This is a genomic window from Acidobacteriota bacterium (assembly GCA_018268895.1).
Taxonomy (GTDB): domain Bacteria; phylum Acidobacteriota; class Terriglobia; order Terriglobales; family Acidobacteriaceae; genus Edaphobacter.
In genome coordinates, this window is the sequence record JAFDVP010000009.1 from 75,197 (window position 1) to 87,907 (window position 12,711).

The 12,711-nt window shown below is 58.3% G+C and carries 9 protein-coding genes and 1 pseudogene; 9 read left to right on the forward strand and 1 reads right to left on the reverse strand.

The window, feature by feature from the left end:
• Positions 1-32: 32 nt before the first annotated feature.
• The 9 genes from JSS95_12195 to JSS95_12235 all read left to right on the forward strand — a co-directional run bounded on the left by JSS95_12195 (position 33) and on the right by JSS95_12235 (position 11,240).
• Positions 33-278 carry a hypothetical protein gene (locus JSS95_12195; protein ID MBS1800572.1) on the forward strand — a complete coding sequence of 82 codons (246 nt, stop codon included), beginning with the start codon at positions 33-35 and terminating at the stop codon, positions 276-278.
• 12 nt (positions 279-290) lie between these two features.
• Complete coding sequence (locus JSS95_12200; protein MBS1800573.1) at positions 291-1,511, forward strand: efflux RND transporter periplasmic adaptor subunit; 1,221 nt, start codon at positions 291-293, stop codon at positions 1,509-1,511.
• Positions 1,511-3,634, forward strand: a complete 2,124-nt coding sequence (locus JSS95_12205; protein MBS1800574.1) for an FUSC family protein — start codon at positions 1,511-1,513, stop codon at positions 3,632-3,634. The genes JSS95_12200 and JSS95_12205 overlap by 1 nt, the downstream gene beginning before the upstream one ends.
• Before the next feature lie 104 nt (positions 3,635-3,738).
• Positions 3,739-5,226, forward strand: coding sequence for a sulfatase-like hydrolase/transferase (locus JSS95_12210; GenBank protein ID MBS1800575.1), 1,488 nt, complete (start codon positions 3,739-3,741; stop codon positions 5,224-5,226).
• A gap of 260 nt (positions 5,227-5,486) precedes the next feature.
• Positions 5,487-6,650 (forward strand): MFS transporter, encoded by a 1,164-nt coding sequence (locus JSS95_12215; GenBank protein MBS1800576.1) that lies wholly within the window; start codon positions 5,487-5,489, stop codon positions 6,648-6,650.
• Positions 6,650-8,125, forward strand: coding sequence for a carbohydrate kinase (locus JSS95_12220; protein MBS1800577.1), 1,476 nt, complete (start codon positions 6,650-6,652; stop codon positions 8,123-8,125). The genes JSS95_12215 and JSS95_12220 overlap by 1 nt, the downstream gene beginning before the upstream one ends.
• The gene (locus JSS95_12225) at positions 8,122-9,585 is read left to right on the forward strand and encodes a carbohydrate kinase (protein MBS1800578.1); all 1,464 of its coding nucleotides are present in this window, start codon (positions 8,122-8,124) and stop codon (positions 9,583-9,585) included. The genes JSS95_12220 and JSS95_12225 overlap by 4 nt, the downstream gene beginning before the upstream one ends.
• Positions 9,582-10,202: a histidine phosphatase family protein gene (locus JSS95_12230; protein ID MBS1800579.1), complete on the forward strand. Its 621-nt coding sequence runs from the start codon at positions 9,582-9,584 to the stop codon at positions 10,200-10,202. Before JSS95_12225 ends, JSS95_12230 begins: the two co-directional genes overlap by 4 nt.
• 21 nt (positions 10,203-10,223) lie before the next feature.
• Positions 10,224-11,240: a 2-hydroxyacid dehydrogenase gene (locus JSS95_12235; protein MBS1800580.1), complete on the forward strand. Its 1,017-nt coding sequence runs from the start codon at positions 10,224-10,226 to the stop codon at positions 11,238-11,240.
• 74 nt (positions 11,241-11,314) lie between these two features.
• Here JSS95_12235 and JSS95_12240 read toward each other — a convergent pair.
• Positions 11,315-12,659, reverse strand: a pseudogene (locus JSS95_12240) (FAD-binding protein).
• Positions 12,660-12,711: the final 52 nt, after the last annotated feature.

Consider the following 12,711-nt stretch of genomic DNA (forward strand, 5'->3'; position numbering starts at 1 on the left):
AAATACAACTTGCGAATATGAGGTGTCTGGGGTTGGCAGCAGTTTCGATCGCTGTTGCAGCGCTCAGCGGTTGTTCGCTCTCTCCATCGATCAATGTGATGGGATCGTACTTTCCCGCATGGATCGTCTGCTGCGTGGCAGGGGTTGGCGTGACGGCGCTGGCGCACTATCTGTTCGCGCGATGGAAGCTCTTCGATGAGCTTTGGCCGCTGCCGCTGCTTTATCCCTGCCTGGTTTGCTTTGTGAGCTGCTTTTTGTGGCTCACGCTGTTTCGATAGTGAGGTCTCTGCTTGAACGACGATAGACAACAATTACGCAAGTACACTTTGCGAGGAAACCTGATCAGCGGCTTTATCGTTCTGGGCGCTCTGCTGGCCGGAGCCATGGTGGTTTACACGGTAGCAAGCTATCCGCGTACCGACGACGCTGAAGTGGTAGCGAACCTGATCGGGATGGCGCCCCTGGTCGCCGGGCCGGTGGTCGAGCTTCCTGTCCACGACAACGATTTTGTGAAGAAGGGGAGCCTTCTGTACAAGATCGACGATCGCCCTTACCTGTATGCGTTGCAGGATGCACTGTCTGCGCAGCAGCGTCTTGAGGGAGAGATTGAGAATGAGACGCGGCGCATCTCCGCCGAGCGAAGCAGGGTCGACGTTGCCAGCGCCGGAAGGCAGAGCGCGGTGGCGAATGAGGCAAGGGCGGATGACGAGATCAAGGTGAGCGAGGCAGCGATCGCGCAGGCCGACGCGTCGCTGACGCAGGCCAAGGCCGATGCGGACTACGCGGTGGGAAACCTGCATCGCATTGAGCCGCTGCTGGCGAAGGAGTTTGTCACTCCGGATGATGTGCACCGCGCGAAGTCGCTGGCCGAGGCAAAGACGGCCGCAGTCGCGCAGGCGCAGTCGAGCCTCGCTCTGGCCAAGGCAAAGCTGCTGTCGGCTACGGCGCAGAAGCAACAGGCTGTCGCGCAACTGACGCAGACCGAGGCGCAGGTCAGGGAGTCGTCGCAGGGTGTTCTTGTGCTGGCTCCGCTGATTGCACAGAGGGAGAGCAGGGCCGCGGCCGTTCGTCTTGCGCGCTACAACTACGAGCAGTGCAGCGTGGTGGCGCCGTTCGATGCACGCGTGACCAACCTGACGATCTCGGAGGGTGAGTATGCCAAGGTTGGGCAGCAGATGTTTACGCTCATCGATACGCGCACCTGGTGGGTGCTGGCAAACTTCCGCGAGACACAGATCCACAGCCTTCAGGCCGGCACAAACGCGGATATCTACCTCATGGCGAACCCGAACAAGCGACTGCGCGGGACGGTGGAGAGCGTGGGGTTCGGAGTGACTCCCGACCCCGATGTTGTAGGGAAGTTGTCGCAGGGACTGCCTGATGTGCAGCGGACGCTGAACTGGGTGCGCCTTGCATCGCGCTATCCTGTGCGGATCAGAATTCTCGACCCGCCAGCCGGCGGTTTGAGAGTGGGGGAAGTTGCGATTGTCGGAATGCGGCGGCATAGCTGATGGGCGACACGTTGAGCGCCGGCGCCGCCGTTCTGGCGGAGAGTGAATCGGAGGTATCCAGGTCCGGTTCGCTGTGGTCGTTGCTTCAGGCCGAGTTGAGCCCGTATCCAGGCCGGGGCCTTCTGGCCTTCCGCATGGTGCTCTCATGCACGCTTGTCATGCTCTGGATCATTGTCTTCAAGGTCCCGGGGGCGGCGTTGGGCGCGTACTATCCAATGCTGGTGTCCAGAGACAATCTGCGTTCCACGCGGCGCTCGGCGTTCTGGATAGCGACGGCTGCTGTTCTGGGTACGGTTTCCGTTGTGCTGGGAGCGATGCTGTTTCTCGGCGCTCCCTTGCTGCATCTGGCGTGGGTCTGCATCAGTCTGTGTGCTGTCTTTTATCTTGTCAGCGCGCTCAGGGTATATGAGGCGGCGCTCGCGCTTGGCCTGTTCGTCACGACGGCGATTACGATCTGGGACCAGCGTATCTCGGCCGATCTTCGGTTGCGCCAGACGCTTTTTACGCTGCTCGCCATCCTGATTGGGTGCGCTGTTGCGGTGGCGATCGAGTATCTGTTCTCCCGGACCCATCCGCCGGATGCAGTGATCGGTGGAATCGAGCAGCGGTTGGATATCGCCGTCAAGATTCTGGAAGAGCGCTCCGGCGCAGCATTGGAACGCAGGCGGCTTGTGCATGAGGTGAGGCGCTATTCTCGAAGGGGAACCGGCGCTCTACGCGAACTGATAGCGCAGTCCGACTATGGCTTTCAGGAGCAGCAGCGTCTTTCCACGGCGGTTGGCCTGGTGGGCCGGTTGATTGAACTCTCCTCCACGTTGATTGAAACGGAGCACGTGACCACGGAGAAGGACAGCGAGCGTTGCTTGGCAATTGCGCGGAATATCGTTCTCATCCGCGAGAGCCTTTCACGCGGGGAGATTGCAGAGTGGATCGACATCGATGACGAGCACGAAGCGGTCATGCCGATCCTTATCGAAATGGAACGAACGGTCGACCTGCTTGCGGAGAGTCTGTCGCAACCGATGCGCGAGGGAAGAGAGAAAGGCCGAACTCGACGGTCTCCTGAGCAAACACGGATATTTGTAGCGGACGCTTTTCGCGACAGCCGGCACATCAAGTTCGCGATTCGCGGCGGGGCCAGCGCGATTGCATGCTACATGTTCTACATGAGCGTGGGGTGGGTCGGCCTCAGCGCATCGATTGCCACCTGCGTTCTCACTGCCTTGCCTGTGACGGGAGCATCGAGGCATAAACAACTGCTGCGTTTTGCAGGCGTGGTAGTTGGGGCCTGTGTCATTGGGTTTACAGCGCAGGCGGTCATTCTGCCGCAGATCGATTCCATCTTCAGCTACACGTTGCTCTTTGCCGCGATCGTTTTCCTGGGAGCATGGATTGCCACATCCGGCCCGCGTATTGCCTACTGCGGAGCGCAGATTGTTCTTGCCTATGAGCTGGTGAACCTGAATCGCTTCTCCATCAATCCGTCGCTGGTGCCTGCGCGCGATACCGTGCTGGGGATTCTGCTGGCGATTGTGGCAATGTGGTTGATCTTCGACCACCTCTGGGCGACGACTTCGCTGGAGTCGCTGCGGTCCGTTCTGGTAAGAACAATTCGTGAGATCGCCGAACTGGAGAATGCCCTTGTAAAGGAAGGGCCGGCTGTGGAGGCGCTTCTGGAAGCTCGCACTCATGAGATCATGGGGCGATTCGAGAGGCTCCGCACGCTGATGGATGTATCGGCCTTCGAGGCGTTTCCAAAGGCCGCGCCCGATGAGGAGCTGGTGCAACGCACAAGGGACTACCTGCCGCAGCTGAGAAGCATTCTTCTGATCAAGACCGGTTTGATGCAGCACCGGGTGGTCTCGGGAGACTATTGCAAGAGCGATACCGCGCTTCAAATCCAGAGGCGCTGTTCTGTGTTGCTGATGGATGCTGCCGGCCATATCGAGCAGGATCGGGCTGATAAGAAGCGCGAAGACTCGCCGGGCGATCGCGAGATGCAGACCAGGATACGAACAGAGATTGCGCTTGCACGCAGCGGCGAGCTGAATTGCAACCTGACGGAACTGCGCCTCTGTTCATCGCTCTTCGATGTTGTACGGCATCTATCGGCGACGACTTAGCAGAGGTGCGATTGCAAGACTGTCTCGGGCGGAACTGTAAAATCTCCAGCAGGGACACACCCCAGATAAAGCAGGAGCGCTTCTGCTGGAAAGAAAAAATGTCTATCAATCGGCGTAGTTTCATAGGACTCACCGCTGCTGCTGCCACACAAGCCAGGCCGGCCTTCGGGCTTGGTGAGTCGATCTCTTCGAGCGACAGCAAGCGTCCCAACTTTCTTTTTTTGATTGCGGACGATCTGATGTTTCGAACGATCGGCTCGATCAGTAACCTCGAGGTTCATACGCCGAATATCGATAAGCTGGCGAAAGCGGGCTGTCACTTTACCCACTGCTTTCATCAGGGTTCGTGGACGGGGGCTATCTGCGTTGCCAGCCGGACGATGTTGAACACGGGGCTGACGGCCTTCCATGCCAACCGCGCGGACTCCGCGAACCAGGCAGGGAATACTCCAGTCTGGGGCCAGACGCTACGTGCCGCCGGTTACGACACTTACATCACCGGGAAGTGGCACCTCGATGCGGTGATGCTGCAGCGGTCGTTTTCGGAGATGGGACCTGTTGCGCCGGGCTATCTGCCTTCGACTTCCGACATGTATAACCGGCCCGCGCCGGGCAACCACTGGGATCCGGCGAACCGATCGCTGCTTGGCCACTGGCTGAAGAAGAAGCTCTGGCTCAACAGCAAAGACGATACGATCCAGCATTCAAGTGAACTGTACGCAGATGCAGCGGTGGATCATCTGCGCCGCGCCGTGCCAAAGCGCCAGACGCCCTTCTTTATGTATGTGGGATTCAACGCGCCCCATGACCCGCGGCAGGCTCCGCAAGAGTACCTGGATATGTATCCCGCGGAGAAGATTGCGATTCCGCCGAACTTTCTTCCGGAACACCCCTTCGATCAGGGCGACCACAAGACGCGCGATGAACTGCTTGCGCCTTTTCCACGGACGGAGCAGGATGTGCGAGTGCACCGGCGGGAGTACTACGCCATCATCACGCATATGGATGCGCAAATAGGCCGCATTCTGGATGCGCTGAAGGCCTCAGGCAAAGCGGAGAATACCTATGTGATTCTTACGGCGGACCATGGGCTTGCTGTTGGAGAGCATGGCCTGATGGGGAAGCAGAACCAGTACGAATGCTCCATGCGTATGCCGCTCATCATTGCCGGGCCTGGAATCAAGGCCGGTAAGCAGGTCGATGAGCTGGTGTATCAGCATTCGATGTATGCAACGACATGCGAGCTGGCGAACGTGCCGGTCCCACCGCATGTCGAGTTCCCGTCGCTGGCTCCCATGCTGCATTCCGGCAATCCTGAGCCGGTGAACGATGCCATGTTCGGGTGGCTAAACGTTCTGCAGCGTTCGATACGGACGAAACGGCATAAGCTGATCTTCTATGCGCACTTGAATCGCTATCAGGTGTTCGACCTTGAGAAGGACCCGTGGGAGATGCACGATCTGGTCGAAGACCCGCTGTATGCGCAGGTGAAGACGGAACTTATCGCATTGCTGAAGCAGAAGCAGCGGGAGCTTGGCGATCCGATGGACATCGACCACCCTAAAGCGGTTCCACCGGGAAATGCCTACTGATTTTCGCGCAAGATTGCAGATTGCTCTAATTTTGAGTTGACAGACTGGCGTTCTGCACGGCAACATCGATTCGTTAGCGGCAGAGAATAGAGCGCCGCCCCTGAGACTGTGCGCAGTGCGCGTGCAGGTATGGGGCGGCTCTTGCTTTAACGAAAGAAAGGTGAACGTTGCCGAGCACTTTAGTGGAACACGAGAGCCTTCTTGACCGGATAGGGATACCCTCTGCTCTTTTCTGGGGCTTTGTGGGACTTCTGGTCTTCATGATTGGAGACGGCGTTGAATCGGGATATCTGTCGCCCTACCTCGTGGGTCGCGGAATGGCGATCAACGACGTCGCTTCGATCATGACCGTGTACGGCACGACTGCCGCAATCGCCGGCTGGTTTTCTGGCGCATTGTCGGACGTGTGGGGGCCACGGCGCGTCATCGTTACTGGATGGTTGATCTGGCTGGCGTTTCAGGTTGCGTTCCTGAAGATTGGGCTGCTGCACGCAACGCCATCGGCTGTGATGCTGACGTATGGCCTGCGCGGGTTTGGCTATCCGCTGTTCGCCTTCGGGTTCCTGGTGTGGATTACGGTGGCTGCGCCGAAATACCGTATGGCATCCGCAATGGGCTGGTTCTGGTTTGCGTTTACAGGGGGTCTTCCAACACTTGGATCGCTGGTTGCGCGGTACTCGATTCCAAGGATCGGAGCGTACAACACCTTCTGGATCTCCACGGGACTGGTGATGGCAGGCGGCATCATTCTTCTTGCCGGAGTTCGAGAGACGAGAGGCGCGCGCCGATTGGTTGAAGAAGATAAGCGCCCTGTCGCGGCGCTGCTGCACTCGGTTGCATTGGCGTGGCGCAAGCCGAAGATCGGCATAGCGTGCATCGTCCGCATCATCAATACCGCGCCGGAGTTCGGTTTCTTCATCATCCTGCCGGGATTTTTTGAAGATGTCATCGGGTTCAGCCAGGCGCAGTTCCTTACGCTACTGAGCGCTATCTTCCTGTCGAACATTCTCTGGAATCTCCTGTTCGGTTTGATCGGAGATCGATTTGGCTGGCGGATGACAGTGGCAACCTGTGGAGGGTTCGGTTCGGCGGTAACGACGTTGCTGCTCTTTTACATTCCTTTGGCGACCCACAACTATGTTGCGAGTATTGCCGTTGGGATGCTGTATGGCGCGACGTTGGCAGGCTATGTTCCGTTGTCGGCGCTGATGCCGATGCTGGCCCCGGAGCATCGCGGCGAAGCGCTTTCGATGTTGAACCTCGGCGCGGGAGCAGCTATGCAGGTGGGGCCACTATTGGTCAGGGTGTTCTTCCACCACGTTGGGGTTAAAGGGATGATGTGGATCTTTGCCGGGTTGTACCTTGCGAGCGGGTTGCTCGCGCTGATGCTGACGACAGATGAAGAAATGGTGGAAGCGGTCTAGTGGCCTGGATAGCAATTGACGCGGGAACGTCGGTGATCAAGTCAGTCGCCTTCACTTCGGATGGGAGAGAGTTGGCGCTGGCGCGTGCAAAGACGAAGGTGAGGCATGTACAGCCGAACTTCTCCGAGCAGAATATGGAGGAGGTCTGGCAGGCAGTCGTTGAGACGGTAAGAGATGTGGCCGTGCGTTGTGGCGAAGCGATTGAAGGGCTCGTAACAACGGCGCAGGGCGATGGTTGCTGGCTGGTCGATCGCGAGGGAAACCCGGTCCGAGATGCTGTCCTGTGGAACGATGGCCGCGCGTATGCCGTCGTCGAGCGCTGGAGAACGGAAGGCGTCGTCGACAGAGCCTTTTGCCTCAGCGGATCGGTCGCTTATGCCGGTCTTTCAAGCGCAATTGCAAGCTGGTTGAGTGAGAACGAGGCGGAAACGATGGATCGCGCTGCCTGGATTCTCTCCTGCAACGGCTGGATCTTCTCGCGTATGACGCGACGATTTCTGAGCGACCGTTCGGATGGTTCAAACCCATACAGCGACGTAGAGAAAGGGGAGTATTCGACGGAGCTTTTGCGGCTCTATGGGCGCGAGCCGGATGCGAAGCTGCTTCCAGAGATCGCAAGCGGCAAAAAATTGAGTGCTCCGCTGGACGAAGCAGCAGCTCGCCAGATGGGACTGACGGCGGGAATACCGGCGATCATGGCCCCTTACGACATTGTGTCCACCGCCTACGGTTGCGGCGTGGGATCGGCGGGACAAGCGTGCGTCATCCTGGGAACAACATTGTGCCCTGAGGTCGTTACCGATCGGATCGATCTGAATGAAACGCCTGCGGGAACGACAATTGCTCTGGGTGGTGGGCGCTTTCTGCGTGCGATGCCGACGCTGACAGGATGCGAGGCGTTGGAGTGGGCTGCGCGCATGTTGGGATGCGATGGGCTTCACGGTCTGGAGGAGCTTGCTGCTCGCTCTGAGGCTGCTGGGGCGGCGACCTATTTTCTTCCCTATCTGTCGCCGGCAGGTGAACGTGCTCCCTTTCTGGCTCCGGAAGCGAGCGGCAGTTTTCATGGCATAACGCTGGCGACAACGAGGGAAGAGATTGCATTGAGCGTTTACGAGGGGCTTTCTTTTGTAATCCACGAATGTCTTGAGGAGAGTGCGTCTTATCTGTCAGAGATGCGCGTGACGGGTGGTGGAGCGCGGAGCGATCTCTGGTGCCAGCTGATCGCCGATGTAACTGGATTGCGTGTCTTGCGTCCGGAGGGAAGCGAGCAGGGTGCACAGGGAGCGTTTCTGTTCGCGCAGGCGGTGGAACAAGGGGAATCGATTGAGAGCGTGTTGCAACGAATGCCGATTTCAACCGTAGTGTTTTCTCCTCGCGAAGCACGGCTAAGTGTTCTGAGGCGTCGTTACGAGATATGGAAGAGCCTGCGTGCTGTTGTGGCGCCCGAATGGTCTGCGCTGCGAGGTGAACGTTGAGCGAGCCGGTATATCTCGGTATCGACCTCGGCACGCAGAGCGTGCGAGTGCTCGCGGTTACGGCAGGCGGCGATGTTGCAGCTTCCGCGGCGAATCCTTTGAGGAGCATCCGTGAAGGCGTTCGTCATGAGCAATCGCCGCAGGAATGGTGGTTGGCCGTATCGGAAGGGTGCAGAAAGGTAGTGCGCGATCTGGGCGGCGCTGAGGTCCTCGGGCTTGCGGTATGCGCGACGTCCGGGACGATTCTGCTGATAGATGATGCGGGCGGTCCTTTGACCAACGGATTGATGTATGACGATGCGCGCGCGCAGGCCGAAGCCGCCGCGGTCAACGATGCTGGAGAAGAGTTGTGGTTGCGGATGAGCTATCGCATGCAACCCTCGTGGGCATTGCCGAAACTGTTGTGGCTGGCGCGAGCGGGCGCCGTGCGAAGTGGAGTGCGTGTTGCGCATCAGAACGACTACATCAACATGCGTCTGTCGGGGAGCCTTGTTGCAACGGACTCGAGCCATGCGTTGAAGACGGGCTATGACCTCATCGAGAACCATTGGCCGGGAAAAATTTTGGACAGGCTCAATCTTCCATCCGATATATTTCCATCCGTTGTGCGGCCGGGGACAAAGATCGGCGAAGTTTGCGAAGCCGCAGCCGGGGAAACCGGGATAGCAAAGGGGACACCAATCTATGCGGGAATGACGGACGGGTGTGCGGCACAGATTGCTTCGGGCGCAATCGCCGAGGGGAGCTGGAACAGCGTTATCGGAACAACGCTGGTGATGAAAGGAGTCACCGGCGCACTTCTTCATGACCCCGCCGGGGTGGTCTATTCGCACCGTTCGCCCGATGGCCGATGGTTGCCTGGCGGGGCCTCGAACTGCGGAGCAGGATTGATCGCAAAACAGTTTATGCCGGAAGAGATGGAGTCGCTGAACCGGGCAGCTCTTCGTGCAGACCCTACAGGTGTTGTGGTCTATCCATTGATGGGGACGGGTGAGAGGTATCCATTTTCCGAATCGCGTGCCCATGGGTTCACCGTGGGGCAGGCGCGATCTCGCGAAGAGCAGTACACGGCGACGCTGGAAGGTATTGCCTGCGTGGAGCGTCTTGCTGTCGATGCGCTGCGCATGCTGGGCGCGCCGATGTACGGCGCATACACCATCTCAGGAGGGGCCACGCGCAGCGACGCATTGAACAGCATACGGGCAGCGATGCTGCAACGTACCCTTCATGTTCCGTCGGTGACAGAGAGCGCCTTTGGTATGGCGGTGCTGGCTGCCAGTTCGGGGTCGTCGTTACAGGGGGCGGCAGAAAGCATGGTTCGAGTGGAACGTACCGTTGAGCCTGCATATGGATTTGAACGCTACGCGAATCAATATGCCCGTTTTGTGAGCGAGCTTCAGGGGCGTGGGTGGCTCGACGGCGCGCTTGCCGGCGCGGCATTGCAAGGGGCGTCTGCATGACACGAATCGTGCTGGTGCGGCATGGTGAAACGGTTTGGCACGCGGAGAATCGCTATGCCGGGCGAACCGATGTTGCGTTGACGGAGACTGGTCGAGCGCAAGCCAGACAGCTTGCGATGTGGGCGAAGAGACAGAAGTTCGATGCAGTGTGGAGCTCGCCTCTCTCTCGCGCGCGGCAGACGGCGCAGCCATCCGCGGATGCGCTCGCAGTTCCGCTACAGATTGAGGAGCGGCTGATCGAACTCGACTTTGGCGATGCGGAAGGATTGACCTCCAGCGAGATGCAGCAACAGTTCCCATCGGAACGCAAAGCATTTGAACTCGATCCGGCGGCAAATCCGCTGCCGGGAGGAGAGTCGCCAGGCGCGGCTGCGATGCGTGGAGAGGAGGCGCTTCGTGCAATCGCCTCCCGTTCGCCCGATGGGCGCGTTCTGGTGGTAGCTCACAGCACTCTGTTGAGGCTCATACTTTGCCGCCTGATGGGAATACCGCTATCGCACTATCGCGTTTTGTTTCCGCATTTCGATAACTGCTCGATTACTGAAATTGGCGTGGCGCCGTCAGGAGCTACGGCGCTGTTTACCTTTAACGTTCCTTTGTCACCTTTGCAAATCTAGCTGGAGAGTGTTCGGACTGCGATGTTTAAAGAGAAACTGGTGTTGGTTGGAGATCACTTTATTCTTCCGTCGGTAATGCGGGATGCCCTCGGTAGTCTTGTCGAGCAGTTCGATGTGCAGGAAGCGATGACGCCCTTCCCGCTGGAACCTTTTAGCAATATCGCTGAGGTCCGTGAAGCCTCGGGGTCCGAAGAGATGATGATCGATGCCCTCAAGGGCGCCTCCATCTGCATTGCGCATCATGCGCCACTGACGAAAAGGGTCATCGAGAGCGCGCATGATCTTCGGCTATTTGTTGTGTGCCGCGGGGGGCCGGTCAATGTCAATGTAGCGGCGGCGTCGGAGCGCGGCATCAAGATAGCGTATACGCCCGCGCGCAACGCGGCTGCGACCGCGGAGCATACGATTGCCATGATGATGTGCGCAATCCGGCACATCTCGCAGAGTGATGCCTTACTTCGGCAAGGGCAGTGGAAAGGAGACTACACATGGGAGACTGCCGGATTTGAACTGGAGACTGCGACCGTCGGTTTGATCGGCTATGGAGCGATTGGCCGCATCGTTGCCAGAATTCTGCGGAGCTTTGGAGCGAAGGTCCTCGTCTACGATCCATTTGCCGAAATAAAGGGTGACGATGTCGAGCAGATCCTGCAATTGGATGACCTTCTCGACCGTGTCGATGTCGTTTCGTTGCACGCTCGCGAGACACCCGACACCAAATCGATTCTTGACGAGAAGCAGATCGCTCGCCTGAAGCGAGGTGCGGTAATCGTGAATTGTGCGCGTGGATCGCTGCTCGACTATCAAGCGATGGAGCAGGCGCTCAGGTCGGGTCATCTTTCTGCGGCGGCGGCCGATGTCTTTCCGATGGAGCCTATTCCCGCCGGATCGACACTCCTTACACTTCCAAACTTTGTCATGACGCCACATATCGCAGGCGGCACGCGGCAGGCTGCGATGAAGGCGGCCGCGATCGCGACAGAAGAGCTTCGCCGCTATCTTGCAGGCGAGCCCTTACGATATTGCGCGAATCCCTAAGACAAGATGATTGTGTAGAAATGGCGCAGCCCGCGCGTGCGGCTGCGCCATTGCAGAGATAGATTAATAGCCAACTAGTCTGCGTAGAGATTGCTCCGGAGAAAATCGTTCTGGAATTTTCCTTTCGGATCGTAGGCTTCAACAAGGGCCTTGAAGTCCTTGAGGTGTGAATAGAGCGGCCCCGGCTTCATGGTGAATACCTTTGCCCAGTGTGGTCGTGGAGAAAATGGAGCGAGTTTCGCTTCGATCTGGGAGACGATGGCGGCCACCGCCTCTGGCTCACGCTTCCAGGTAAAGTGCAGGGCCAGCGAGGGGCGCTGATAGGCCATGCTCAGCCAAAGGTCGTCTGCGGCAATTGCGCGGAACTCTGTAGCGTAGAGGTGCGGCGTGATCTTATCGCGCAGGGATTCCACGGCAAGAATCGCATCGTATCCGTGCTCGAAGGGAACGAAGAATTCGCTTTGAATCTCCTCTCCGCTTGATGGAGTGAAGCCCATGCGGAAGTGCGGAAGGCGTTCGTACCAGGTCCCGACCTTGTTCTCCTGCTCGGTGCACGCTTCGGCGGAATGGCCATCCAGCGGATGCAACTTCGTCTTTGCAAGAGTGGCGTTATAGAAGAGTGCGGGAGGTTGCGCGCTTCCACGCTGGTCTACGCGGCGCTTAAGCCAGACTTCGTTCGCGCGATGGTTCTGCCAGTTCGTAAATATCGAGACGCTGTACGCCGAACCCATGATGGCTGGCAGATTGTTCTTCAGTTCGGAGAAGCTGAGATTCTGATAGACAACCTGCGTCATGTCATATCTGGGCTGCACCTTCAAGGTGACTTTTGTCAAAATGCCCAACGCGCCGAGGGCCACAACGGCTCCGGGAAAGCGGTCAGGATTCTCAGCGCGTGAGAGCCGGTGGACACTGCCGTCTGCGGCAACGAATTCGATCGCAACGACTGCTGTGGAGAGGTTTCCGTTGTTAACTCCTGAGCCGTGAGTCGCGGTAGAGATGGCCCCGCCCACAGAGATGTGAGGAAGCGAGGCGAGGTTATGCAAAGCAAACCCGCGCTGGTCCAGCTCTTGGGCGAGGTTTCCATATTTTAATTCCCGCGCCTACTGTAACTGTCCCTGCCGGTGCATTAAGAGAGACGTCGTTGAGCTTTAGCGTTGAAATCTGGGCGACCGACGAGTCTGCAATGCCATTGAAAGAGTGCCTGCTGCCCAGCGCATGTACATTCTTTGCGCTTCGCACTGCATCCTGAACGTCAGCTACGGAGGCGGGCTCAAACAGTTGGGCGGCGTGATAACGATAGTTGCCCGACCAGTTGGTTCGCGGAGATGAAGCGCCTCCGGTGACGGCTTCAGCAAAGTTCGAGGTGGCGACAGTTGCGAGCAATGCAGCAGAACCCTTCAGAAACTCTCGTTTATCCATTTGACGCCTCAGTCCGTTCATTTCGATCCGATTGATATCGTGCTGCGATTGT